The sequence below is a fragment of the Pseudomonas shirazensis genome (genome assembly GCF_050496565.1).
GTDB classification, from domain to species: domain Bacteria; phylum Pseudomonadota; class Gammaproteobacteria; order Pseudomonadales; family Pseudomonadaceae; genus Aquipseudomonas; species Aquipseudomonas shirazensis_A.
Window position 1 is genome coordinate 103572 of sequence record NZ_JBNWAE010000006.1, and the last position, 25992, is coordinate 129563.

Consider the following 25992-nt stretch of genomic DNA (forward strand, 5'->3'; position numbering starts at 1 on the left):
GCCATGCCTGCCGCCCAGTTGGCCGAACCCGGTATCCGCACCAGTCTCAGCGAGCTGATCGACATGCGCCACCGTGTGCGCGAGATTCAGCTGTTCTCGCGGCCCGGCCAGCGCAGCCCACTGGTTGGCCTGCACCTGTCGAAGCTGCGCGGACGTGGAGTCGACTTCGACCAGGTGCGGGTTTATCAGGCCGGCGACGACGTACGCAACATCGACTGGCGGGTGACTGCGCGCACCCAGGAGCCGCACACCAAGCTGTTCCATGAAGAGCGCGAGCGGCCAATCTTCATCATGGTCGAGCAGAGCCAGCGCTTGTTCTTCAGCTCAGGGCTGACCTTCAAGTCGGTGCTGGCCGCTCAGGCGGCTGCGCTGTTCGGCTGGGCGGCACTGGGCCACAACGACCGCATCGGCGGGCTGGTGTTCGGCGACAACGAGCACTACGAGGTCAAACCGCGGCGCAGCAAGCAAAGCCTGTTGCAGTTGCTCAACCGCCTGGCCAAGGTCAATCAGTCGCTGCACCCCGAGGCGGTGCCTCAGGCCGACAGCCTGTCGCTGGCCCTGCGCCGGGCGCGCGAGGTGCTGCGCCCGGGTAGCCTGGCCATCGTCATCTGCGATGAGCGCGCCCTCAGCGAAGGCATCGAGCAGCACCTGTCGATGCTCTCACGCCACTGCGATGTGCTGCTGATGCCGGTCTCCGATCCACTCGATCATGCCCTGCCTGCCGCCGGCCTGCTGCGCTTCGGCCAGCGCGGCGCGCAACTGGAGCTGGATACCCTCGATGGCAATCTGCGCCAGGCCTACCGCCAGCAAGCCGAAGCGCGGATCGAGCGCTGGGAGCTGCTGGCGCAGAAACTGCGTGTGGTGCTGATGCCGCTGAGCACCCAGAGCGAGATGGTCGAGCAACTGCGCGAATACCTCAACGCGCAGCGCCCGGGGCACCGCAAGTGAACCCGCTGGACGAACTGCAACCGTTGCTGGCGCCGCCGGCGATCAGCCTGTGGCCGCCCGCGCCAGGCTGGTGGCTGCTGCTGGCCCTGCTGCCGGTACTCGCCTGGGGCCTGTGGCGAAAGCGCCACTGGCGCCCGGGCAAACGCCGCGTAGTGCGCGCCGAACTGCCGCTCGACCCGGTCCGCGAAGCAGCGCTGGCCGAACTCGCCCGCCTGCCCCGCCCCTACGACGGCGCGCCAGCCGGTGCCTGGCTGCAGCAGATCAACGCGCTGCTCAAACGCCTGTGCCGCAACCATTATCCGGGCGCCAACAGCCATACCCTGAGTGGCCGGCAGTGGCTGGCGTTTCTCGACAACCGCTGCCCGGCGGCAGGTTTGACCCGCTGGATGGTGCTGGTCGAAGGCACCTACAAGCCCGAGTGCAAGCTCGACGACAAAGCCATCGTCGGCCTTAGCCAGGCGGTCGAAACCTGGATTCGCAAGCATGTTTGAGCTGGCCTGGCCGTGGATCTTCGTGCTGCTGCCGCTGCCGTGGCTGGCGCGGCTGGTGCTGCCGGCTGCGGACAGCGGCGAGCCGGTGCTCAAGGTCGGCTTCATGAACGAACTCGAAGGCCTGGCCGGGCGCCGTGCTCGCCTCAATCTGCCCACCTGGCGCCAGCAGGCGCCGTTCGTGCTGATCTGGCTGCTGCTGTTGTTGGCAGCGGCGCGCCCGCAGTGGCTGGGCGAACCGGTACCGGTGGAAGCCAGCGGTCGCGACCTGCTGGTGGCAGTCGACGTGTCCGGTTCGATGGACTTTCCCGACATGCAGTGGCAGAACGACGAAATCAGCCGGCTGGACCTGGTCAAGGCGCTGATGGGCGATTTTCTTCAGGAGCGCCAGGGCGACCGGGTCGGCCTGATCCTGTTCGGCAGCGAAGCCTACCTGCAAGCGCCACTGACCTTCGACCGACGTACCGTGCGCACCTTCCTCGACGAAGCGCAGATTGGCATCGCCGGCAAAAATACCGCCATCGGCGACGCCATTGGCCTGGCCGTCAAGCGCCTGCGCCAACGCCCGGCGCAGAGCCGGGTGCTGGTGCTGATCACCGACGGTGCCAACAACGGCGGGCAGATTCATCCGCTGACCGCGGCCCGCCTGGCGGCCCAGGAGAACGTGCGCATCTATACCATCGGCATTGGTGCCAACCCTGAAGCCAGCGGAACGCCCGGTTTGCTCGGCCTCAACCCAAGCCTTGACCTCGACGAAGCGTCGCTACGGGAAATTGCCGACATCACCCACGGCAAATACTTCCGCGCCCATGATGGCGCCGAACTGGATGCCATCGGCGACAGCCTCGATCAGCTTGAACCGGTCGCCCAGCAACCGACCCAGACCCGCACCGCCAAAGAACTCTACGCCTGGCCGCTGGCCCTGGTGCTGCTGCTCAGCGTGCTGTTGGTGATTACCACGCTGTGGCCAGACAACCTGCTGCAGCGCGTCCTGCGCCGACCACGTTTTCTGCAACCGCACCCTGAGTGGCGCCAGCGCCTGAAGCGTTTGCGTCTGCGGAGGCGGCGATGATCGATCTGTGGCCCCAATGGCTGCGCCCGCTGTGGTTGCTGGCCGTGCCGCTGCTCGCCTGGCTGCTGTTCAAGCTGTGGCATCGGCGCAAGCGCGCCGGCCGCTGGCAGATGATTCTGCCGACGCAGTTTCATGCGGTGTTGCTCGGTGGCGGCAGTGGCAGCAACAGCAAGCTGCCATGGATCGCCCTCAGCGGCGCCTGGCTATTGATCGTATTGGCCCTGCTCGGCAGCAGCTGGCAGCGCGTCGAGGAAACCCGCCAGCGCCCGGCCGACCCGCTGGTGATCATGCTCGAGCTGACCCCGCAGATGCTCGCCGAAGACAGCCCGCCGAATCGCCTCGAACAGGCCCGGCGCAAGATCCTCGACCTGCTCGAGCACCGCCGCGACAGCCAGACCGCGCTGGTGGTCTACGCCGGCAGTGCGCACACGCTGGTGCCGCTGTCGGATGACCTTGGCACCACGCGCAACCTGCTGGAAGCGATCGACCCGTCGATCATGCCGCAACCCGGCCAACGCGCCGACCTCGCCGTGCAAAAGGGGCTGGCCCTGCTCGCCCAGAGCGGCCTCGGCCAAGGCCGCCTGCTATTGATCGGCTCGTCCCTGAGCAACAGCGAGCGCGATGGCATTCTGCGTGCCCTGGGCCGGCAAGGGCCAAACCTGTTGATGCTCGGCATCGGCAGCAGCGAAGGCGCGCCGGTCCGCCAGGCCAACGGCGAGTTCCTCAAGGATGAGCAAGGCGCAATCCTCTTGCCACGGCTGGACAGCGCCAGCCTCAAGGCCTTCATCAACAGCACCGGTGGCCGCTACCGCCACGCCCGCATCGACGACCTCGACCTGCGCGGACTGGGCCTGTACGACAACCCACGCGCCCTGCGCAGCGACGGCCAGACCGTGCAACTGGACAGCTGGGCCGATCAGGGCTACTGGTTGCTGCTGCCGCTGCTGCTGTTGGCCGCCTGCGCCGGGCGGCGTGGCTGGCTGTTCTGCCTGCCGCTGCTGTTCTGCCTGCCGCAACCCAGCCAGGCCTTTGAATTCAACGACCTGTGGCTGCGTCCCGACCAGCAAGGCCAGCGCCTGCTCGAACAGCAGCGCCCCGCCGCTGCCGCGCGCCACTTCGAAGACCCGCAATGGCGCGGCATGGCCCTGTACCAGGCCGGCGACTATGAAGGCGCGGCCAAGGCCTTTGCCCAAGGCAGTTCCGCCGCCGCGCACTACAATCGAGGCAACGCACTGGCTCGCGCCGATCAGCTGGAAGCCGCCCTGGACGCCTACGAGCAGGCCCTGGAACGGCGTCCGGATCTGCAAGCGGCGCTGGATAACCAAGCGCTGGTCCAGCAATTGTTGCTGCAGCGCCAGGCCAAGGCGAAAGCCGAAGAACAGCAAGCCAAGGAAGATGCACAAAGCGCCCCCGGCAAGGACACCGACGGCAACAGCAGCTCGGCCAACGATCAGGCACCCGGCGATGCCGATCAGCCGCAAGCCAAGGCCGGCCAGGAACAAGGCGACAACGCCAGCAACACCCCGCCCCCCGCCGGCAATCAGGCGGGTGACGACGATAACCTTACCCAACCACCGCAACGCCCAGTTTCCACCAGCCTTGATGGCGAACAACGCCAGGCCCTGGAACAGTGGCTGCGGGAGATCCCGGACAACCCTGCGCAGCTGCTGCGGCGCAAATTCTGGTATGAACAGCAATTGCATCAGGAAACCCCACGATGAGTCGCTGCGGCGTCTTGCTTGTCAGTCTGCTCTGGATACTTCAGGTCCAGGCCCAACCGCCGCTGCAGGCCAGCGTCGATCGCACCCGCCTGGAAGCTGGCGAAACCTTGGAGCTGATCCTCGAAAGCGAGGACGTCACCCAGTTCGGCAAGCCCGACCTGCGTGCCCTGGAGGGCGACTTCGATGTGCGTGGCACGCGCCAGCTCAACAGCCTGCACACCCTGGATGGCGAGACCCGCGCCAGTACCCGCTGGATCATCACCCTGCTGCCAAGGCGCAGCGGCAGCCTGAGCATTCCCGCACTGCAACTGGGCCAGTCGTTCAGCCAGCCGATCGAGGTGCAAGTGCTGCAGGCCGGCGACAACCGCCCGGAAAGCGCCTCGCAGGTGTTCGTCGAGGCTACCCTGGACAGCAACGATGTCTACGTTCAGGCCCAGGCCGTGCTGAACCTGCGCATTTATCATTCGGTGTCGCTGTATGACGACAGCAGCCTCAGCCCATTGCAACTGGACAACGCCAAGGTCGAGCCGCTGGGTGAGTCGCGCACCTATGAGAAAGAGATCAACGGCGTACGCCATGGCGTGATCGAAACCCGCTACGCGCTGTATCCGCAGCAAAGCGGCACGCTCGATATTCCACCGATGACGTTTACCGCCACCGCTGCTGCGGCTGATACCGGCGAGCAGCCGTCCGCGGCCCCGCGCGCAGGCCGCCAGGTCCAGGTCAGCTCGTTGCCGCTGCGCCTGAACGTGCGGCCGATACCGGCCAATTACCCTGCCGGCGCCGCCTGGCTGCCGGCGCGCAGCCTGACCCTGGAAGAGCACTGGAACCCGGACCCGAGCAAACAGACCGTGCAGATCGGCGACTCGCTGACGCGCAGCATCACCCTGCGCGCCGACGGCCTCTCCAGCACCCAGCTGGCGCCGCTGCCGGCCACCGAAATCATTGGCCTGCGCCGCTACCCGGACCAGCCACTGCTGCGCAACGAGGTCACCGAGCGCGGCATGACCGCCAACCGCGAAGAGCGCGAAGCGCTGGTGCCGACCCACAGCGGCGAGTTGACCCTGCCGGCGCTGGAAGTCACCTGGTGGAACACCCGCGAAGACCACCTGGAAAACACCAGCCTGCCGGCGCGCAGCCTCAGCGTGCAGGACAACCCGGCCCTGAGCGCCGAGACGCCGGTGGGTGACAGCAGTTCATCCAGCCGCCTGCTCTGGCCGTGGCAACTGGCAACCCTGCTGCTGGCCCTGAGCAATGTGCTCGGCTTCACCCTGTGGTGGCGAGCCCGCTCGCAGCCGGCGGTGTTGCGCGCGGCGCAGACCGGCCCGAGCCCGCGGACCTTGCTCGATGACCTTAAACGCGCGTGCCAGGCCAACGACCCGCAGGCAACCCGCCAGGCCCTGGATGCCTGGGCGCGCCAGCATCCGGAGACACTGGCCGAGATGGCGGCGCGCTTCGTGCCGCTGTCGGATGCGCTGGATGGCTTGAACGGCGCGCTGTACAGCGAGAGCGGTCAGCACTGGCAGGGCGACGATCTGTGGCGCGCGATCAATGCCATTCCGCCGGCCGAACAGTTGCTCGACCCGGTCGGCGATGGCGGCAGCTTGCCGCCGCTCTATCCGAAGTAGCCCGGCGCGGCTGACCCGTTGAGTTACCATACGCCGCGACCACTGCTTCCCTCGAATTCACTTCAAACAGGTTATTCATGCGTCTGTTCCACACCTCCGACTGGCACCTTGGCCAAAGCCTGCATGGCCAGGAACGCGACTTCGAGCACGCCTGCTTTCTCACCTGGCTGCTGGGCCAGCTGCAATTGCGCCAACCCGATGCGCTGCTGATCGCCGGCGATATCTTCGACACGGTCAACCCGCCGGTCAAAGCCCAGGAGCGGCTCTACCAGTTCATCGTCCAGGCCCACGAGCAACAGCCCAAGCTGGACATCGTGATGATCGCCGGCAACCACGACTCCGGCTCGCGCATCGAGCTGCCCGGCCTGCTCATGCGCCGCCTGCGCACCCATGCCCTGGGCCGGGTGCACTGGCTCGACGAAGGCCAGCTGGATGCCGAGCGCTTGCTGATCCCGCTGACCAACAGCCGCGGCAAGGTCGCCGCCTGGTGCCTGGCGCTGCCGTTCCTGCGCCCAGCCGAAGTCACCGGCCCGCAGCTGGGCGACGACTATGTGCAGGGCATCACCCAGGTGCACCAGCAACTGATCAACGCCGCCGTGACCAAACGCAAGAAAGACCAGGCGCTGGTCGCCATCAGCCATGCGCACATGGCCGGCGGCTCGATCTCGGAAGACTCCGAACGCAGCCTGATCATCGGCAACGCTGAAGCGCTGCCGGCCAAGCTGTTCGATCCAGCCATCAGCTACGTTGCCCTGGGCCATCTGCACAAGCCGCAGAAGGTCAACCGCGAGGAGCGCATCCGCTACAGCGGCTCGCCGATTCCGTTGTCGTTTGCCGAGATCGGCTACCCGCACCAGGTGCTGGAGATCGAGCTTGAAGGCAGCCAACTGGTCAGCGTCGAGCCGCGCCTGGTCCCACGGGCGGTGGCGTTGCAGCGGATCGGCCCGGCGCCGCTGGCCGAGCTGCTCGAGCAACTGGCCGAGCTGCCGGTGATCGACCTGCTGGAAGACCCCAACCGCCAACCGTGGCTGGAGGTGCGCGTGCGCCTCGACGAACCGCAGCCCGACCTGCGCCAGCAGATCGAGAGCGCCTTGCAAGGCAAGGCTGTGCGGCTGGTACGGATCAGCGCCGAATACGCCGGCCGCAACGCGCTGGACGAGGACCAGTTGCAGTTCGTCGAACTCAGCCAGATGACTCCGCAAGACCTGTTCAGCCGCGTCTGGGAACAGGCCTACGGCAACCCGGTCGATGAGCAGACCCTGAGCGACTTTGCCCTGCTCCTGCAGGATGTACAGCTGGAGGAGGAGCAGCCATGAAGATTCTGGCCATTCGCCTGAAAAACCTCGCCTCGCTGGCAGGCCCGATCGACATCGACTTCACTGCCGAACCCTTGGCCAGTGCCGGCCTGTTCGCGATTACCGGCCCCACCGGCGCCGGCAAGAGCACCCTGCTCGATGCCCTGTGCCTGGCGCTGTTCGGCAGCGTGCCGCGGCTCAATGACATCGGCCGCGAGGCCAAGGTGCCGGACGCCGATGGCGACATCCCCACCTACGACCCGCGCAACCTGCTGCGGCGCGGCACCGGCAGCGGCTATGCCGAAGTCGACTTCGTCGGTATCGACAGCAAGCGTTACCGCGCCCGCTGGGAGGCCAACCGCGCCCGCGACAAGGCCAACGGCAAGCTGCAACTGAGCCGCCAGAGCCTGTACGACCTGGATGGCGAGCAACTGCTGGGCAGTGGCAAGAACGAATACAAGCAACTGGTCGAGGCACGCCTGGGCCTGAACTTCGAGCAGTTCACCCGCGCTGTAATGCTCGCCCAGAGCGAATTCAGCGCGTTCCTCAAAGCCGATGACCGCGAGCGCAGCGAGCTGCTGGAAAAGCTCACCAACACCGCTATCTACACCCGCCTCGGCCAGCGTGCGTTTGCCAAGGCCAAGCAGGCTGGCGAGCTGCATCAGGGCTTGCAGGAGCGCGCCAGCCACTTGCTGCCGATGGCCGAAACCGAGCGTACCGAGCTCGATCAGCGCCTGGAACAGGCGCAACAGCTGCTCAAGGCCGAGCAGGCTCGCGAACGCGAACTGGACCAGCAACGCGCCTGGCTGCGCGACCAGTTGCAGCTGCAACAGCAACTCAGTGCGGCCCGCGAGGCCTTGCACAGCGCCGAGCAGGACTGGCAGCAACTGGCCGGACAGCGCCTGGACCTGCAACACCTCGAGCGCCTGGCGCCGCAGCGCCATCAGTTCCAGCGGCAACTGGCGCTGGCCGGCGAGCTTACCCCGCTGGCCGCCGCGGTCGCGGCGCAACTGACCCAGCAGCATAGTCTGCACAGCCACAGCGAGCAGTTGCAGCAGGGCCTGCAAGCTGCCCGCGAGGCGCTGGCCCAAGCCCAGGCCAAGCACACCGACAGCGCAGCGAACCTGCGCCTGGCGTTTGCCGCTCAGGACAACCTGGCCCGCCTCGACACCGAGCTGGCGCAGTTGGGCAGCGTCGTTGCCCAAGCCGATCAGGCCGTCAGCGAAGGCCAGTCGCAGCTGCAGCAGCTTGAGCAGCAACAACAGCACAGCCAGCAGCAGCTCGCCGCCATCGACGCCGCGCTGGCCGATAGCGCCGCCCTGGCAGCCATCAGTGGCGCCTGGCAGGCCTACCGCGGTCAGTTGCAGCAACTGCTGCAGATCGGCAACCGCCTCAGCCAAGGCCGCGACGAACTGCCCAGCCTGCAAGCCCAGGCCAGCCAGGCCAATGCCCTGCTGCAGGAGCAACACGCTGCGATCGAACTGCTGTTCCACGAAGCCGGCGCCGAACCGCACGCCCTGGCCGAACAGCTGGACCTGCTCGGCACCTTGCTCCAGGAGCAGCGCAAGCAGCAGCGCGCGGTCGAGCAATTGTCCCGCCTGCACGCTCGCGAGCAGGAGCTGCAACACACCCTGCACAGCGTGCGCGAACGTCAGCAGCAAGGCTTGCAGCAGCGTCAGCAACTGATCAGCGAAGGCCAGGCGGCCAAGGCCGAACTGGACACCGCCGAGCAGGCCCTGACCCTGACCCGGCAACTGCTTGAACGCCAACGCCTGGCGCGCAACACCAGTGTCGAGGAGCTGCGCGGGCAACTGCGTGATGGCGAGCCGTGCCCGGTGTGCGGCAGCGCCGAGCACCCGTTCCATCAGCCTGAAGCCCTGCTGCAAAGCCTGGGCCGGCATGACCAGGTCGAAGAGGCTGCGGCGCTGGCCCAGGTCGAGGCACTCAACGCCCGCGTGGTCGAGTTGCGCACCCAGGTCGGCATGCTCAACAGCCAGGGCAAGGAGTACCAGCAGCAACAGTTACAGCTGAGCGAACAACTGCAACCGCTGCAGCAGGAGCTGCAAGCGCACGCCTTGTGGCCATCGCTCAGCACCCAGACCGACAGCACTCGCAGTGCCTGGCTGGACGGCCAGCTGCGCCGCCTTGAAGAAGAAATCAACCGCGACGAGCAGCGCCAGAGCGCCCTGCTCACCCTGCAAAAAGACGCCGCCCGGCTGACCCAGCAAGTGCAGGCCGCCAGCGACGCGCAGCAGCAAGCACAGCAGCGCCTGGATCAGCAGCACCAGGCGATGGCCGCCGATCAGCAACGCCTGGAACAGACCCTGGCCGATTTTGCCGAGATCCTTCCCGGCGATATCCTCAAGGCCCTGCGCGACGAGCCAGCCCACGCGTTTCTCGCCCTCGATCAGCAAGTCGCCCAGCGCCTGCAACAGCTGGAGCAGCAAAAGGACGAGCAAAACGAGCAGCAACAACGCCTGCAACAGCAGCAGCGTCTGGCCGACCAGCAGCAGAGCCGCCTGCAACGCCAGAGCGAGCTGCACCAGCAACTCACAAGCCTTGCCGAGCAGCAGCAACAAGCGCGCAGCGTGCTCGCCGAACTGCTTGGCGAACACGCCAATGCCGGTGCCTGGCAGCAGCATCTGGAGCAGCAGGTCGAGCACGCCCGCAGCGTTGAGGCCAGCACCGCGCAGGCACTGCAGGACGCCCATAGCCAAAGCGTGCAATTGGCTGCTGAACTCAAGGCCAATCAACAACGCCAGCAAGCCTTGGAGCAGGAACAGCAGACGCTGCAGGGCCAGATCAGCCAGTGGCGAGCGGCCCACCCAGAACTCGACGATGCGGGCCTGGAGCGCTTGCTCGGTGTCGATGACGCCACGCTGGACGCGTTACGCCAGCAACTGCACAGCGTCGACAAGGCCATCGAGCAAGGCCGAGTACTGCTGCAGGAGCGCGAGCAGCGCTTGCACCAGCACAACCAACAGGCCAGGACCGAGCTGTCCAGCGAGCAACTCGAACAGCACCTCGCCGACTTGCAGCAGCAACTGGCCGGGCACGAACAACAGTGCGCCGAGCTGCGCGCGCAGCAGGCCGACGACCAACGCCGGCAGCAAGCACACAGCGCCCTTGCCGCTGAGATCGAGCAGGCCCGGCAACAGTGGCAACGCTGGGCGCGCCTGAACGACTTGATCGGCTCGGCCTCGGGCGATGTGTTCCGCAAGATCGCCCAGGGCTACAACCTCGACCTGCTGCTGCACCATGCCAACAGCCAACTGCGCCAGTTCGCCAAGCGCTATCGCCTCAAGCGCGGCGGCAGCGCCCTGGGCCTGTTGGTGCTGGATACCGAAATGGGCGACGAACTGCGCTCGGTGCATTCGTTGTCCGGCGGTGAGACCTTCCTGGTATCGCTAGCCTTGGCCCTGGGCCTGGCCTCGATGGCCTCGAGCACCCTGCGCATCGAATCGCTGTTCATCGACGAGGGCTTCGGCAGCCTTGACCCCGAGTCACTGCAACTGGCCATGGATGCACTGGACGGCCTGCAGGCGCAAGGGCGCAAGGTGGCGGTGATCTCCCACGTGCAGGAGATGCACGAGCGCATCCCGGTGCAGATCCAGGTGCGGCGCCAGGGCAATGGCCTGAGCGAGGTGGAGGTCTGCGGATGATCCTCTACTCGTTCCGTCGCTGCCCCTGGGCCATGCGCGCACGGCTGGCGCTGGCGTATGCCGGCTGTACCGTCGAGGTGTATGAAGTGTCGATGAAGCACAAGCCGGCCGAACTGCTGGCGTTGTCGCCCAAAGGCACGGTGCCGGTGCTGGACACCGGCGCCGAGGTACTGGAAGAGAGCCTGGATATCATGCGCTGGGCCTTGCGCCAGCATGATCCGCAGGACTGGCTGCTGCGCGATGATCCAGCGGCAGCTGTGCGGACGGACGCCCTGATTGCTCGCAATGACAGCACCTTCAAGGCTCAGGTCAACCTGTACAAATATGCCGAGCGTTACCCCGAGCACACTCGCGAGGAGTATCGCCAGCAGGCCGAATCATGGCTTGAGGAGTTGGAAGCGCTGTTGCAAGGCAGGCCGTATTTACTGGCGCAACACCCAAGCCTGGCCGACGCTGCGTTGCTGCCGTTGCTGCGCCAGTTCGCCGGGGTCGAGCCTGCGTGGTTCGCCCAGGCGCCCTACCCCCAGCTGCGTAGCTGGTTGCAGGGCTGGCTTGCGTCAGACCTGTTCAAGGCGGTGATGGCGCGCTGACTCAGTCGAGAAACTTCAGGTCAGACGGTGCCGGCTGGTCGAACTTCTGCAGCGTTTCACCAAGCTGGCCGGTGCGTGGGTCGCGGTGCATGACCACGATCTGATTGCTTTTCTGATTGGCCACCAGCAAATATTTGCCGCTTGGATCAATGGCGAACTCACGTGGGTGGTCACCCTCCACCGAACGCCGCTGCAACAGGCTCAACTGGCCATCTTGTTTGCCGACCGAAAACACCACGATCTGATTCGCCGTGCCGCGATTGCTGACGTACAGGAAACGTCCATCGGCTGACAGGTGCAAACCGCCGCCGGCCTTAGCGGCCACGTCCTGACTGTCGGTCAGCGGCAGACGCTGGCGCTCGATCAGGGCATCGTCACGCACATCGAACATCACCACTTCAGCGCTCATCTCGAGGGTCAGATAGGCGTGCTTGCCCAGCGCGTCAAACAACAGGTGGCGCGGGCCGCTGCCCGGCGGCAGGCTCACCGAGGCCGGTGTTGCCGGGCTCAGCGGCTGCGTCGCGCTGGCGCCGTCGTAGGCGTAGACAAACACCCGGTCGGCACCCAGGTCACTGACGTACAGGCGCAGGCCTTCGGCCGAAGGCACGACCGAATGCACATGGGCGCCGGCCTGGCGCTCCGGGTTGACCTTGCTGGGCGTGTGCGCCAACTCCTGCACCTTGTCGCCGAGCTTGCCGTCCTTGGCCACTGGTAGCACCACCAGGCTGCCACCGGGGTCGGGCGCGACCGCGTAGTTGGCGACGAACAGGTAGCGCTGATCCTGGCTGAGGCTGGCGTGGGTCGGCTCATCGCCGGCGCTGGACACCTGGTTCAGCGGCGTGATCACGCCCTTGCCGCTCACTGCAAAGCTGCTGACATGGCCATTCGGGGTTTCATTGACGGCGAACAGCAAGCGCTGATCAGCCGACAGCACCAGCCAGGACGGGCTGACCGCCTTCACCACCTGCAGCGGGGTCGGCTCGATCCGGCCCTTGGCCGCGTCGAACTGATAGCGATAGATACCCTCGCTGGCGGTGCCTTCGGTATAGCTGCCAACCACCAGGGTGGCGGCCTGCGCAGTGCCAAGCACAGCGCTCAGGGCACTAGCGCTCAACAGGGTTTTCCAGCTGCGATTGATCATCTTCTTGGTCGTCATCGTCATGCTCGTCATCGTCTTCGTCCGAGCCGTAAACGGCACTCATGCAGACTAGCTCATGCTCGCCCTGATCATCGTTGAGGCGCCACTCTTCGCCTGCGCCGACTGCGGCCGCGACCTGTTCGGCAGTGAATTTCCAGCGTTTGAGGTTGCGCCCGTCCATGCATTCGACCACCAGGCCGTTGGCGTCGAAGGTGAAACCGAAAGCGTGCAGGCCGTCGATCAGGAGCATGTCGCTGGTGGCGAGGGCAGTGGCGAGGGTGGTCATGGGGCTACCTTGATGCGCAAAGCGCCCAGTATAACCAAACCCGGGCCAGGCCCGCTGCTCAGCGCAGCGGCCTGACCCGCGCAAGCGTCAGTGGGCGAAGATCGAGCCGCCCTGCTTGCCTGCCAGTTTCTCCGGTTTGATCAGGAAGCGCGCCAGTGCCGGTAGCAGCCACAGCGCGCCGAACATGTTCCAGAGCAGCATGAAGGTCAGCATCAGGCCCATGTCGGCCTGGAACTTGATCGCCGAGAAGATCCAGGTGCACACGCCGATGGCCAGGCACAAACCGGTGAACAGGACCGCCTTGCCGGTCGAGCGCAGGGTCTGGTAATAGGCCTCCTGCAACGGCAGGCCAGCACGCAGGAAGCTCTCCAGGCGGCTGTAGATATAGATGCCGTAGTCGACCCCGATACCCACACCAAGCGCTACCACCGGCAAGGTCGCGACCTTGACGCCGATGCCCATGAACGCCATCAGCGCGTTGCCCAGCACCGAGGTCAGCACCAGCGGCAGGACGATGCAGAGCATCGCGGCAAACGAGCGGAAGGTGATCAGGCACATGATCGCCACGCACAGGTAGACCAGAATCAGAATGGTCAGCTCGGCCGACTTGATCACCTCGTTGGTGGCCGCCTCGATGCCGGCATTACCCGCCGCCAGAAGGAACTGCAAGCCGTCGCGGTTGTGGGTATCGGCAAAGGCCTTGGCCGCGGCGGTGACGCGCTCGAGGGTTTCTGCCTTGTGGTCGTTGAGGAACACCAGCACCGGCGCCAGCGAACAGTCAGCGTTGTACAGGCCATCGGCGCGGGCCACCGAGCTGTTGAGCACATCCGGGTTGCGCGAGAGGGTTTCCCACTTCAGGTTGCCCTCGTTCATGCCGCGGATCATCTGCTTGGAGACACTCACCAGGGAGATGGCCGACTGCACGCCGGGGGTGTTCTGCATGGTCCACATCAGCTCGTCGATGGGGGCCAGGGTCGAGTGGATCGAACAGCTCTCCGAGGGCGTCTTGACCATGATCACCAGCACATCGGAACTGGTCGAGTAGTTGCTGATGATGAAGTGGTTGTCCTGGTTGTAGCGCGAGTCCGGACGCAGCTCCGGGGCACCCGGGTCGAGGTCGCCGATCTTCAGGTTCTGGCTGTACCAGAGACCGCCGCCAAAGGCGATCAGCGCCAGCGCAACCGACACCGGTGCCACTTTAGGGCTGGCAAAGTTGGCCAGCAGGCGCCAGAACGGATGCTCGCGGGTAGCGTCACGCTTGGAACGCTCGACAGCCTTTTTGCTGATGCCGACATAGGAGATCGCCACCGGCAGCAGGATCAGGTTGGTGAAGACGATCACCGCGACGCCGATCGAGGCGCCGATGGCCAGCTCGCGGATCACCCCGATGTCGATGATCAACAGAGTGATGAAGCCCACCGCGTCGGCCAGAATCGCGATCATCCCCGGCAGAAACAGTTGGCGGAAGGTCCGCCGCGCCGCGGTCAGGGCATTGTCGGCGCCACTGGACTGCAGGGCGATGCCGTTGATCTTCTGCACCCCGTGGGAAATACCGATGGCAAAGATCAGGAACGGCACCAGCATCGAGTACGGGTCGAGGCCAAAGCCCACCGCGTGCATCAGGCCCAACTGCCAGACCACCGCCACCAGGGTGGTGATCAACACGGCGATGGTGCTGCGGATACACCAGGTGAACCAGTACAGCAGGACCCAGGTGATCGCCAGCGCCACGCCGAAGAACAGCACCACCATCACCAGGCCGTCGATCAGGTCACCGACCTTTTTCGCAAAGCCGACGATGTGGATCTTCACATTGGGGTTCTGCGCCTGGAACTTGTCGCGGATCTTCTCTTCCAGCTGGTGCGAGAACTGCTGGTAGTCGAGCTTGATCTGCTTGCCCGGGTCTTGCGGATCGGGGTAGCTCTCCAGCAGCGGCACGTCGACGATGCTCGACTTGAAGTTGTTCGCCACCAGGCGCCCGACCTGGCCGGACTTGAGCACGTTGTCGCGCAACTGATCGAGGCTTTGTGCGCTGCCATCGTAGGTGTTGGGGATCACCTCGCCACCGGCGAAGCCTTCTTCGGTGACCTCGGTCCAGCGCACGCTGGGGCTCCACAGCGACTTCAAGCCGGCGCGGTCGACGCCCGGGATGTAGAAAACCTCGTCGTGGATCTGACGCAGGGTCTCCATGTAGTCCTTGTCGAAGATGTCGCCATTGACCGCCTCGACCGAGATGCGCACGGTGTTGCCGAGGTTGGCCAGGTCATTGCGGTGCTCGAGCATCTGTTCGATGAACGGGTGCTGCAGCGGGATCATCTTCTCGAAACTGGTCGAGGGGCGGATTTGCGTGGCCTGCCAGAACAGCAGGATGCTCACCAGCAGGCAGAGGCCGATCACCACCGGGCGGTTGTTGAAGATGATCCGCTCGAGCAAGGTGGGTTTGTCCTGATGGTGCTGGGGCATGTCAAAGCGCTCCGGGCCGGTCATGGTTGCTGCTCCTCGGCGCCCTGGCCGTTGGCCAGGTGGATGCCGCCCTGCCCGACCAGCAGCAAGCCGCCGTCGGCCAGGCTGGTGACGCCGGCCAGGGCGATGCGATCGGCGCGGTTGAATACACTGAAGGTCAAGCCGTCGTCACGACTGCGCAGCACGCTGCCGCCGTTGCCGACCAGAACGATGCTGCCATCCTCGAGCAGCGCCGCGCTGGCCAGGCCGAACTTCAGCGGGCCGCGGCTGGCGTTCAGGGCGATCTGTTGCCAGCTGTCGCCGAAGTCACTGGAGCGGTAGAGATTGCCCCGCAGGCCGTAGGCCAACAAGGTGTGCGCCTGGGCAGTGCCGAGCACGCCGAACAACGAGCCCTCATAGGGGCCCTCGACGCGCGCCCAAGTGGCGCCGTTGTCGTTGGAGCGGAACATGCTGCCCTGCTCACCGACGATGAACAGGCCTGAGTCCTTGATCGCGGCGATGCCATTGAGGTGCAGTTGATCGGGGTTGTCGAGGCGCTCGGCGACGTCCTGCCAATGCTGGCCGCCATCGGTGGTCTCGAGCAGCGCCCCGTAGGCACCGACGGCGAAACCGTGCTGGGCGTCGATGAAGCTGACGTCGAGCAACGGCGCTTCGCGGGCGAGGTCTTCGAACTGCTTGCTCCAGGTGGCACCGCCATCGCTGCTGGCGAGGATCTGCGCGTCGTGACCGACTGCCCAGCCGCGCTTGTCATCGATGAAGAACACCGCCGTGAGCAGTTGCCGGGTCGGCACGCGGGCCTGGCTCCAGGTCTTGCCCTGGTCGTCGGAGAACAGAATATGGCCGCGATCACCGACCACCACCAGGCGCTTGCCAGCATGGGCGGCGTCAATCAGCAGGTTGTCGACCGCCTTGGCCGATTCGGTCGAGTATTCCTCGGCGGCGGCGGCGGCAACGCTGCCGCTCCAGATACCCAGCAGCAACAGTGCGCCCGCGGCCAGTGGCCTGGCGTGCGCCATCACCCGTTCCCTCATGCCTGTCCCCTATTCGTATTGTTCTTGATGGGTCATCCAGTGCAGGCACTGCAAGAAGCCTGATTCAGAGGCCTGCAACAGCTTTGAGCCATCCTAGCGGGGAGTTCTGCGGCAACACAATTGGCGGGACGTTATGTTTTGTTAACGGCGACAGCACCCTGCAGATTCGATTCGTGTAGGAGCGGCCTTGTGTCGCGAAAGGGTCGCGTAGCGGCCCCAGATTGTAGCTCCGCCGCCAGCATTGCTGGGCCAGCTTTGCTGGCCTTTCGCGACACAAGGCCGCTCCTACAGAGACCGTGGTGCTGGCCGAATTTATGCCAGGCTTTTGCTGACCACCTCATAGACGTCACTGGACAAGGTGCCCGACGCCAGAATCCGCTCCAGCTCGGCCTCGTGTAGGAGCGGCCTTGTGTCGCGAAAGGCCCGCATAGCGGGCCCAGCAATGTCAGCGGCGGAGCTGAAATCCTGGGGTCGCTCCGCGACCCTTTCCGACAGGTCCGGCGCCCCGGCAAGGCCGCTCCTACAGAGACCATGGTGCTGGCCGAATTTATGCCAGGCTTTTGCTGACCACCTCATAGACGTCACTGGACAAGGTGCCCGACGCCAGAATCCGCTCCAGCTCGGCCTTCATCAACGCCTGACGCGCATCATCGTACTTGCGCCAGCGGGTCAGCGGCGCCAGCTGGCGCGAGGCGATCTGCGGGTTGAGCGCATTCAGTTCGATCACCAGATCCGCCAGGAAGCGATAGCCGGAACCGTCGGCCGCGTGGAAGTTGACCAGGTTCTGCCCGGCAAATGCGCCGATCAGTGCGCGCACCTTGTTCGGGTTCTTCAGGGTGAAGGCCGGGTGCTGCATCAGCGCCTTGACCCGTGCCAGGCCGCCCGGCAACGCGCTGGCTGCCTGCACGCTGAACCACTGGTCCATGACCAGCGGGTTGTCCTTGAAGTGCTCGGCGAAGGCTTGCAGCACTTCGGCGCGCTCGGCCTCGAACGGCGAGTTGACCAACACCGCCAGCGCGGTCAGGCGCTCGGTCATGTTGTCGCTATCCTTGAACTGCTCAAGGGTCGCCGCCAGCACCTGCGGCTTGCCGCTGAGCATCAGGTACGACAGGGCTATGTTCTGCAGGCTGCGCCGGGCGAAGTGCTCGGCGGCCGCCACATATGGCGTGCGCCGCGACACTTCACGGTTGGCCTGGTAGCGCGCCCACAAGGCGTCGAACAGCTGCTCGGCGATCTGTTTGCGGGCAAATTCGCGGGCCGCGTGGATCGCGTCGACGTCGGCCACCTGGCTGATCTCGGTCAGATAGGCCTCGCCTGGCAGCGAGAGCATTTCCGCGACCATGGCCGGGTCCAGCGCTTCATTGCCGATGACCGTGGCCAGGGCAGTGATCAAGCGCGGATCGAGGCTCAACGGCTGGCCGGCCTGATGCTGACCGATCAGCTCCTGCAGCACTTGCACCGACAATTGCTGGCCGGCTTCCCAGCGATTGAAGCCGTCGCTGTCGTGCTGCATGAGGAACATCAGCTGGTCGCGGTTGTACGGGAAGCTCAACTTGACCGGCGCACTGAAGCCGCGCAGCAGCGACGGCAATGGCTTGGCGGCGATGTCGAGGAAGGTGAAGGTCTGCTCGGGCTCGGTCAGCGACAGCACGCGGTTGCTGCCCTGAGCGCTGGCTTCGCCGTCCAGGCGCAGCGGCAGGTCGTTGCCGTCGGCGTCGAGCAGGCCCAGCGCGACGGGAATCACGAACGGCAGCTTCTCGCGTTTGTCCGGCGTCTGCGGGCAGCTCTGGCGGAAGGTCAGGCTGTAGCGCTGTGCGGCGCTGTCATAGGTTTCGCTGACCTCGAGGCGCGGCGTGCCGGCCTGGCTGTACCAGCGTTTGAACTGAGTCAGGTCGACACCGTTGGCGTCTTCCATGGCCTTGATGAAGTCATCGCAGGTAACGGCCTGGCCGTCGTGACGCTCGAAGTACAGGTCGCTGCCCTTGCGGAAGCCCTCGGCGCCGAGCAGGGTGCGGACCATGCCGACCACTTCAGCGCCCTTCTCGTAGATGGTCAGGGTGTAGAAGTTGGAGATTTCGATGAAGCTGTCCGGGCGCACCGGGTGGGCCATCGGGCCTGCATCTTCGGCAAACTGATGGGTGCGCAGGTACGCCACGTCTTCAATGCGCTTGACCGTACGCGAGTTCATGTCGGCGCTGAACTCGGCGTCGCGGAACACCGTGAAGCCTTCCTTGAGCGACAGCTGGAACCAGTCGCGGCAGGTGATGCGGTTGCCGGTCCAGTTGTGGAAGTACTCGTGCGCGACCACCCCTTCAACACGCTGGTGGGCGGCGTCGGTAGCCGTTTCGGCACGCGCCAGCACACAGCTGGAGTTGAAGATGTTGAGGCCCTTGTTTTCCATGGCGCCCATGTTGAAGTCGTTGACCGCAACGATCATGAAGATGTCCAGGTCGTACTCACGGCCATAGACTTCCTCGTCCCAGCGCATCGACTTCTTCAGGCTGACCATCGCGTGCTGGCACTTGTCGATGTTTTCTGGCTCGACATAGATGCGCAGCGCCACATCGCGGCCTGACTGGCGGGTGAAGGTGTCTTCGACGCACCAGAGGTCGCCCGCCACCAGGGCGAACAGGTACGCCGGCTTCTTGAATGGGTCTTCCCAGGTTGCCCAGTGGCGGCCATCGTCAGCCGGGCCGCTGCCGATCGGGTTGCCGTTGGACAACAGGATCGGATAGCGATGCTGCTCGGCGATCACCGTGGTGGTGAACGTGCTCATCACATCCGGGCGGTCGAGGTAGTAGGTGATCTTGCGAAAGCCTTCGGCTTCGCACTGGGTGCAATACATCGACCCCGACTTGTACAGGCCCTCCAGAGCCGTGTTGCTCTCGGGGTGAATCTTCACCGTGGTGTCGAGGGTAAACGTCTGCGCGTTCGGATGCAGGGTCAGGCTGTCGTCATCGAGCTGGTAATCGCCAGCGCTCAGGGCCTGGTCATCCAGTTGCACGCTGACCAGTTGCAGTTGCTGACCGTTCAGCACCAGCGGCGGCAAGCCTTCGCCACGCGCCGGGTTGCGGCGCATCAGCAGTTGCGCATGGACCAGGCTGTGGTCCTCGAACAACTCGAAGGTCAGGTGCGTCTCGTCGATCAGGTACTCGGGCGCCTGGTAATCCTTGAGGTAGATCACTTGCGGTTGTTCGGTGCGCATGTGGCTGTCCTTTTACTGATGCACGGCCAACTGGTAGGCCGTGTACTTGCGAATATTGATCACGCCGGTATCGAAGATCAGGTACTGGCCCTTGATCCCGAGCAGCGTGCCCTCGATGACCGGGGTCTTGTCCAGGTTGAGGCTGACGATCTTTTTCGGATAGGCCTCGACCGGGTAGCGGATCTCGACCACTTCGGCATCGGGCAGTGGCTGGATCGCCTGCAGGCCAAAACGCTGGTGCAGGGTGCGGATACCGTCGGCGCAGGCGTCGAATATCTGCTCGCGAATCGCCGCCAGGTCGAGCACCTCGGCATCGCCCTTGAGCAGGTTGCGCCAGTTGGTGCGGTCTGGCACCTGGCTGCGCAGCACGTCTTCGACCAGGCCCGACTGCTGCCGTGTGGAAACGCGCATGATCGGCAGGGCCTGAATGGCGCCCTGATCGAGCCAGCGGGTTGGCAGCTGAGTAGCGCGGGTGATACCGACTTTGACCCCCGACGAGTTGGCCAGGTAGACCACGTGATCGGTCATGCAGAACTGCTCGCCCCAGGACGGCTCGCGGCAGGTGCCGGCGTCGTAGTGGCAACGTTCCGGGGCCATGATGCACAGGTCGCACTGGGCCAGCTTGGTCATGCACGGGTAGCAGTAGCCCTGGCTGTAGCTGGTCTTGGTGCGCTTGCCGCAGTGGCTGCAGTGGATAGCGCCGAGGTATTCAAGACGCACGGTCTTGCCGATCATCGGGTTGACCGGCACCAGCGCATCACCCAGGCGAAAGCTGTATTGCGCCACCGGTGCCTGCAGTTGCACCGACATCTTGCTCAACGAGCCACGAGCGAGTTCGATCAATGTACCGAGTCCGACTTGAACAGAATATTGGCGATGGGCGCCGACTTCGAGGCGCACTCTTGTGGGCCCATGTAGCCGGTACGCTGGTCTTCCGGCAGGTTCTGCAGCTCCCAGGCGATGACCGCCTGCAGCGACAGCTCTTTCTGCTCGACGGTGAGCTTGCGCCCGTCGGACCATTTGCCCAGCTCGACCGCGAGCTTGAGGCTCTGGTAGATCTCGGGGGTGATGTTTTCAATCATTTGGGCGAACGTGGACATTGTCTCTCCTCAATCAAGCCGACAGTTTACGCCGCGCCAGCGCGCCACCCAAGAGCCCGGTCAGGCATCCGATGAGCAGGCCGCCGACATGCGCGGCATTGGCGATCTGGCCGAAGCCGAGCTGGCCGACCACGCCGGTCAGGCACACCACCAGCCAGATCAGCATCATCACCAGTACGCCCTTGGGCAGGCGGTAATGCGGGTTGGGTGCCAGCCACTGGTACAGCCAGACGTAGCCGAGCAAACCGTACAACACGCCAGACAACCCGCCGAACAGGCTCGGGCCGCCGACCAGGTGCTGGGCCAGGTTGGAGATCAGGCTGAACAGCAGCGTCAGCAACAGCAGCAACCATGGCCCCTGGCGCAGCTCGATGCGCTTGCCCAGCTCCCAGTACCACATGCCATTCATGGCCAGATGGAGGAAGCCGAAGTGCAGCAGCATCGGTGACACCAGCCGCCACCACTGGCCATCGCTGAGGCCCTGGGCCAGCGAGTTGAAGTACAGGTACTCGCCCTGCACACGGAAATCGAGAAAGGTGAACCAGCTCAGGGTCGACAGGTTGTCGCCCAGCCCGGTGATTGCCGCCACCACCACACACAGCAGCAGTACGCCAGCCGTGACTTTGCACGCGCGGGCCTGCTGGGCCAGGGACGGTTGCCTGGGCAGGCTGGCCTGAGCCGCGGCCGGCAGTTCGATCTGGTCATTACCTTCGGGGTAGCGCTCATACAGCTGGCGGACATCCTCGAGCAAGGCCTGCGGCGCCCACAGCACCTGTTCCTCGCCCTCCTCGCTGACCCGGTGCGGCACCTGCAGGCGGCGCAGCAGGCTGACAAAACCACTGAGGTCGACGGTCAACGGCAGGCGCAGCACTTCGATCACATTCATTGAGTGTCCTGTGGGCGCTCGACATCGACCCAGACGAACTTGTGCGGGTCGATGCGGGTTTCATCATCCAGGCGATAGGCAGCCAGTTTGCCGTAGAGCACGGCGCTGTAATCCAGGCAGGCCAGATTGGGCCGGATCGGCGCCGGACGCCCACTGCGCCAGTAATGGCCGACGAACAGCATCGGTTGCGCCTCGTCATAGCGCAGCAAAGCGTTTTTCTGGGTATGGCTGAGCGGCGCGCTGGCCACCTCGTCCGGCAAGGCATCGGGCTGGAACACGATGTCGCCGTAGGTCTGCGGGTCTTCTTCCCAAAACTTGGTGCGGAAGAACGCACGCGTCAGGCCATCACCACCGGTCAGGGTGAGGCCATCCGGCAGGCGCATATCGGTGCCGCGCAGGAGGCGATTGCACACGGTCGAGGCAAAGCTGCCGGACACACCCGAGGCCTGAATGAAGTGCTCGTCGATGCAGCCGCTTGGGTACTGCGGGCGCAACTGCTCGATCAGGCTCGGGTCCCAGCAGGCGTGCACCAGGCGGAAGCGCCCGGCATCGACAAACAATGGCAGCTCGTAGAACCAGGCCAAAAAATCGTGCCAGTCGCCCGGGTGCTGGGCGAACTGGGTCAGGGTTTCGTCGATCAGGCGCGCGTTGCGCGGCGTGTGCTCACGGACAAATGCCTTGCCACTGCCCGGCAGCGCCGGGGTGACCCAGGCCAGGGCGTTGTACTCATGGTTACCCATGATGCAGAACGCCTGACCGGCCACGACCATGTCGTGGACGATATGCAGCGCCTCACGAATACGCGGGCCACGGTCGACGATGTCACCGAGGAATAACGCCTGGCGCCGAGGATGCCGCCAGACCCCGCCCACGCGCTTGTAGCCGAGGGTATCGAGCAGGCGTTCGAGGGTATGTGCACACCCGTGCACGTCGCCGATGATATCGAAACTGCGCGCCGGATCGAGCATCAGTCGCCCCCACCCCCCAGGCGGCTGCCCCAGCCGAGCTTGGTGCGGCAGACTTCGTAGTAATTGTGATCGAGCGGGTGAATCAGGCGCAGTTTCTGCGGCTTCTTGCTCACCGTGATGGTATCGCCGGGGGCGCAGGTGAAGTGGTTCTGGCCGTCACAGGACACCTGCGGGTAGATCTGCAGGTCCTGCGAGACGACGATCTTCAGCTCGCTGTTGCCATCGACCACGATCGGCCGGCCCGACAGGGTGTGCGGGTACATCGGCACGATGACGATGGCGTCGAGCTTGGGATGCATGATCGGCCCGCCGGCCGACAGCGCATAGGCGGTCGAACCGGTGGGGGTGGCGACGATCAGGCCGTCGGCCTTCTGGCTGCAGACGAACTGGCCATCGATGTAGATTTCGAACTCGATCATCCGCGTCGACTTGCCCGGGTGCAGGACCACGTCGTTGAGCGCGTCGCCCTGGCCAATGGCTTCGCCGTGGCGGCGCACTTCAGCCTGCAGCAAGAAGCGGTTTTCAACCAGGTAGTGGCCGTCGAGCACTTCGGCGACCTTGACCTCGAGCTCATCTGGGCGGATGTCGGTGAGAAAACCCAGGTTGCCGCGGTTGATGCCAAGCACCGGTACATTGTGCCGGGCCAGCGCGCGGGCGGCGCCGAGCAGGCTGCCATCGCCGCCGACCACGATGACCAGGTCACAGACCTCGCCGAGCAGCTTGCGGGTCGAGGTCTGCAAGCCATGCCCTGGCAGCACTTCGGCAATCGTGTCCTCAAGGATCACATGCATGTGCCGGTCGAGGAGGAACGTTTTCAGTCGGCGAATGGTGTCGAGCACCTGTGAACTGCCCAGGCGGCCGATGATACCGATATTGCGAAATTGCTCCATGGTGCTCCTGCAAGGCCGTGCGGCGGGTAACGATAGACAGATTATGGTCGAAACGACCGTCCAGCGGCAAACCGGCTATGCTCGCAGGATGACGCCATTCACCGAGCTGCGCGACCTGCCCCGCCGTTTGCGCCGCCCTGCGGTGCGCGATCTGGCCTGGGCGCTGTTGTCGCCGCCGCTGATGCGCGATCTGCCCGCACCACAGCGCCATCCATTGACCGCCAGTGGCTGGGCTGCCGACCCGCAGCAGCTAGAGGATTGGTTGCTGACGCTGGACGGCGATGATCGACCGCTGCGCGATTGGCTGGCGAAGATGACCAGCCGGCGCCTGGGGCTGTATTACGAGGCCCTCTGGCAGTTCGCCCTGAGCCACGCCAGCGGGGTCGAACTACTCGGCGCCAATCTGCCGATCCGCGCAGGCGGCCGTACTCTGGGCGAGCTGGATATCCTCCTGCGCGACCGCGACGGCGTGCATCATCTGGAACTGGCGATCAAGCTCTACCTCGGCCCGGCCAACGGTGCAGGGCCAGACTCGATGCGCTGGCTGGGGCCAGGATGCCATGATCGGCTTGACCTGAAACTGGCCCACCTTGTCGGTCATCAGTTGCCCATTTCTGCTCGCCCGGAGAGCCAGGCGCTGCTTGCCGAACTTGGGGTGGATCAGCTCCAGGCGCACCTGTGGCTGGGCGGCTACCTGTTCTATCCGGGCATGCTGGCAGGCCATCCTCCAGCTGGCGCAGAACCTGCGCACTTACGCGGTGACTGGCTGCATCGGCGCGACTGGCTCGGCTACCGCAGCAGCGCAGCAGAGGGCCGCTGGCAGATACTGGCGCGACAGCACTGGCTGGCGCCCGCGCGTATTGAAGACAGCGAATGCTGGACGCCAGCGCAGTTCGCGCAGTGGCTGATGCAGCTGGACCCGTTCGCACCCGCGCAACTGCTGGTCAGGTTGACCCAGGCCGAAGACGGCGCCTGGGAGGAGCAGCAGCGCTTGTTTCTGGTGGCGGACAGCTGGCCGCACTTGCCGAGCTGAACGGTAGGCCGCCAAGGTTTTCGACAGATTCACGCAAATATCCGCGCAGCCTTCGACCTGTAGCAAAGAAATCTGTCAGCCATCGATTAGAGTTAGCGATACGCGCCAGCAAGAGCGCCTTTTAGACCGGATAAGTGAGGAGTGACCATGGTTTCATCCAACCCGCCGGCGCATTACGCGCGGATTTCGATTGCCCTGCACTGGCTGATGCTGGTGTTGCTGGCAAGCGTCTATGCCCTGATCGAGCTGCGCGGCCTGTTCCCCAAGGACAGCGCCGAACGCAACCTGATGAAAGACCTGCATTTCATGTTCGGTCTGACCGTGTTCGTGCTGGTCTGGCTGCGCCTGGCCATGCGCCTGGTCAACCCGACGCCGCCAATCGTGCCCAAGCCGCCGGCCTGGCAGACTGGCCTGGCGCACCTGGTGCACCTGCTGCTGTACCTGCTGATGATCGGCATGCCGCTGGCGGGCTGGTTGATCCTCAGCGCTGCCGACAAACCGATCCCGTTCTACGGCCTGGAGCTGCCAGCGCTGACCGGGCCTGATTCGGACTTTGCCAAGTTCATCAAAGGCTGGCATGAGCGGGTCGGTGGCTGGGGTTACTGGCTGATTGGCCTGCATGCACTGGCCGGGCTTTACCATCACTACATCAAGCGCGATAACACCCTGGTGCGCATGCTGCCCTACAAGTAACCGCGTCGGCCCTGCAGCCCGCCTGTGTGGACGAACAGCAGGCGGCTGCCGGGACTGAAGCGCCCCGCCTCGACCTGATCGCGCAGCGCCAGCAGGGCCTTGCCGGTATATACCGCCTCCAGCGGCAGGCCACTGTACTGTTCGCTGTCGGCGATAAACGCCAGTAGCTCATCATCCATGCGCGCAAAGCCGCCACGGCAAGCGTCATGCAACTGGTAGCCCTGCTCGCCTGCCAACGCTGCAACCGTCGTCGCCACCCCGTGGTCGGCCGGCACCGCAAGGGCGCCGTGCACCGTTCGCGCGCCGGCTTCGGCGAGCACCAGGCCAGCCAAGGTGGTGCCAGTGCCAACGGCCAGCCACCAGCCATCATAGTCATCCCAGCCCAGATGTGGCAGTTGCTCGCGCGCCTGCTCGACGATCAATCGGCAACCCTGCGCGCCTGCCATGCCGCCACCGCCCTCGGCGATGCACTGCCAGCCGGGGTAGCGCGCTTGCCACTCAGCCCAGAACTGCGGCTCATGTCGCGCCCGGTAGCCACCATAGCCGAGCCAGTGCAGGTGCATGCCCAGGGCTTGCAGGTCGCGTACGGTCGGGGTGTCCTGCGCATGGCCACGCAGCAGGCCGGCGGTGGCAAAGCCAAACCGTTTGCCGGCAGCGGCCAGCGCGTGCAGATGGTTGGAGTGGTTGCCGCCCAGGCTGATCAAGCCCGGGGCCTTGTAACGCCGGGCTTCGAGCAAGTGCTCGCGCAGCTTGAACCACTTGTTGCCGCTGATCAGCGGGTCGATCAGGTCCAGGCGCAACACCGCCAGCTGGACGTCAGCGCGCTGAGTCCAAGGCAAGCAAAGCGGTTGTAGAGGTGCCTGAGGCAGGCAGGAGAATTCGGCAGACATCGGCC

At 65.0% G+C, this 25992-nt stretch carries 21 protein-coding genes; 10 read left to right on the forward strand and 11 right to left on the reverse strand.

The window, feature by feature from the left end; all coding sequences use genetic code 11:
• The first annotated feature begins 3 nt into the window (after positions 1-3).
• The 8 genes from ACQZ2L_RS10825 to ACQZ2L_RS10860 all read left to right on the forward strand — a co-directional run bounded on the left by ACQZ2L_RS10825 (position 4) and on the right by ACQZ2L_RS10860 (position 11404).
• Entirely contained in the window at positions 4-948 is a 945-nt protein-coding gene (locus ACQZ2L_RS10825; protein WP_430326038.1) for a DUF58 domain-containing protein, read from the forward strand.
• Positions 945-1439 carry a DUF4381 domain-containing protein gene (locus tag ACQZ2L_RS10830; protein ID WP_430326039.1) on the forward strand — a complete coding sequence of 165 codons (495 nt, stop codon included), beginning with the start codon at positions 945-947 and terminating at the stop codon, positions 1437-1439. Before ACQZ2L_RS10825 ends, ACQZ2L_RS10830 begins: the two co-directional genes overlap by 4 nt.
• Positions 1432-2508, forward strand: coding sequence for a vWA domain-containing protein (locus ACQZ2L_RS10835; RefSeq protein ID WP_430326040.1), 1077 nt, complete (start codon positions 1432-1434; stop codon positions 2506-2508). The genes ACQZ2L_RS10830 and ACQZ2L_RS10835 overlap by 8 nt, the downstream gene beginning before the upstream one ends.
• Positions 2505-4229, forward strand: a complete 1725-nt coding sequence (locus ACQZ2L_RS10840; RefSeq protein WP_430326041.1) for a tetratricopeptide repeat protein — start codon at positions 2505-2507, stop codon at positions 4227-4229. The genes ACQZ2L_RS10835 and ACQZ2L_RS10840 overlap by 4 nt, the downstream gene beginning before the upstream one ends.
• Positions 4226-5857, forward strand: coding sequence for a BatD family protein (locus tag ACQZ2L_RS10845; protein WP_430326042.1), 1632 nt, complete (start codon positions 4226-4228; stop codon positions 5855-5857). The genes ACQZ2L_RS10840 and ACQZ2L_RS10845 overlap by 4 nt, the downstream gene beginning before the upstream one ends.
• Before the next feature lie 77 nt (positions 5858-5934).
• Positions 5935-7173, forward strand: a complete 1239-nt coding sequence (locus ACQZ2L_RS10850) for an exonuclease SbcCD subunit D C-terminal domain-containing protein (protein WP_430326043.1) — start codon at positions 5935-5937, stop codon at positions 7171-7173.
• On the forward strand, positions 7170-10814 hold the full coding sequence (locus tag ACQZ2L_RS10855; protein WP_430326044.1) for an AAA family ATPase: 3645 nt from the start codon (positions 7170-7172) through the stop codon (positions 10812-10814). Before ACQZ2L_RS10850 ends, ACQZ2L_RS10855 begins: the two co-directional genes overlap by 4 nt.
• The gene (locus ACQZ2L_RS10860; RefSeq protein ID WP_430326045.1) at positions 10811-11404 is read left to right on the forward strand and encodes a glutathione S-transferase; all 594 of its coding nucleotides are present in this window, start codon (positions 10811-10813) and stop codon (positions 11402-11404) included. The genes ACQZ2L_RS10855 and ACQZ2L_RS10860 overlap by 4 nt, the downstream gene beginning before the upstream one ends.
• A 1-nt stretch (position 11405) precedes the next feature.
• Here the strand turns inward: ACQZ2L_RS10860 and ACQZ2L_RS10865 are convergent, their stop codons facing one another.
• The 10 genes from ACQZ2L_RS10865 to ACQZ2L_RS10910 form a co-directional block, all read right to left on the reverse strand.
• Positions 11406-12542 (reverse strand): lactonase family protein, encoded by a 1137-nt coding sequence (locus tag ACQZ2L_RS10865; RefSeq protein WP_430326179.1) that lies wholly within the window; start codon positions 12540-12542, stop codon positions 11406-11408.
• A complete protein-coding gene (locus tag ACQZ2L_RS10870; RefSeq protein WP_430326046.1) occupies positions 12508-12828 on the reverse strand; it encodes a DUF5629 family protein in 321 nt (106 codons plus the stop codon). Before ACQZ2L_RS10870 ends, ACQZ2L_RS10865 begins: the two co-directional genes overlap by 35 nt.
• An 87-nt stretch (positions 12829-12915) precedes the next feature.
• Entirely contained in the window at positions 12916-15291 is a 2376-nt protein-coding gene (locus ACQZ2L_RS10875; RefSeq protein ID WP_430326180.1) for an efflux RND transporter permease subunit, read from the reverse strand.
• Positions 15292-15311: 20 nt separating this feature from the next.
• On the reverse strand, positions 15312-16322 hold the full coding sequence (locus tag ACQZ2L_RS10880; protein WP_430326047.1) for a WD40/YVTN/BNR-like repeat-containing protein: 1011 nt from the start codon (positions 16320-16322) through the stop codon (positions 15312-15314).
• Between the two features lie 547 nt (positions 16323-16869).
• Positions 16870-19527 (reverse strand): aminopeptidase N, encoded by a 2658-nt coding sequence (pepN, locus tag ACQZ2L_RS10885; RefSeq protein ID WP_430326048.1) that lies wholly within the window; start codon positions 19525-19527, stop codon positions 16870-16872.
• A 12-nt stretch (positions 19528-19539) separates the two neighbouring features.
• Positions 19540-20370, reverse strand: a complete 831-nt coding sequence (locus ACQZ2L_RS10890; protein WP_430326049.1) for a DUF2797 domain-containing protein — start codon at positions 20368-20370, stop codon at positions 19540-19542.
• On the reverse strand, positions 20367-20627 hold the full coding sequence (locus tag ACQZ2L_RS10895; protein ID WP_101321377.1) for a YeaC family protein: 261 nt from the start codon (positions 20625-20627) through the stop codon (positions 20367-20369). Before ACQZ2L_RS10895 ends, ACQZ2L_RS10890 begins: the two co-directional genes overlap by 4 nt.
• A gap of 13 nt (positions 20628-20640) precedes the next feature.
• Positions 20641-21513, reverse strand: a complete 873-nt coding sequence (locus ACQZ2L_RS10900; protein ID WP_181087682.1) for a rhomboid family intramembrane serine protease — start codon at positions 21511-21513, stop codon at positions 20641-20643.
• Positions 21510-22481 (reverse strand): metallophosphoesterase, encoded by a 972-nt coding sequence (locus ACQZ2L_RS10905; protein WP_430326050.1) that lies wholly within the window; start codon positions 22479-22481, stop codon positions 21510-21512. Before ACQZ2L_RS10905 ends, ACQZ2L_RS10900 begins: the two co-directional genes overlap by 4 nt.
• The gene (locus ACQZ2L_RS10910; RefSeq protein ID WP_101321383.1) at positions 22481-23371 is read right to left on the reverse strand and encodes an NAD(+) kinase; all 891 of its coding nucleotides are present in this window, start codon (positions 23369-23371) and stop codon (positions 22481-22483) included. Before ACQZ2L_RS10910 ends, ACQZ2L_RS10905 begins: the two co-directional genes overlap by 1 nt.
• A 43-nt stretch (positions 23372-23414) precedes the next feature.
• Between ACQZ2L_RS10910 and ACQZ2L_RS10915 the strand changes: the two genes are divergently transcribed.
• Positions 23415-24404 (forward strand): DUF1853 family protein, encoded by a 990-nt coding sequence (locus ACQZ2L_RS10915; RefSeq protein WP_430326051.1) that lies wholly within the window; start codon positions 23415-23417, stop codon positions 24402-24404.
• Positions 24405-24551: 147 nt separating this feature from the next.
• The gene (locus ACQZ2L_RS10920) at positions 24552-25097 is read left to right on the forward strand and encodes a cytochrome b (protein ID WP_430326052.1); all 546 of its coding nucleotides are present in this window, start codon (positions 24552-24554) and stop codon (positions 25095-25097) included.
• On the opposite strand, the gene ACQZ2L_RS10925 is transcribed toward ACQZ2L_RS10920, so the two are convergent.
• Complete coding sequence (locus ACQZ2L_RS10925) at positions 25088-25987, reverse strand: 1-aminocyclopropane-1-carboxylate deaminase/D-cysteine desulfhydrase (protein ID WP_430326053.1); 900 nt, start codon at positions 25985-25987, stop codon at positions 25088-25090. The two genes, ACQZ2L_RS10920 and ACQZ2L_RS10925, sit on opposite strands and share 10 nt — an antisense overlap.
• Positions 25988-25992 lie beyond the last annotated feature (5 nt).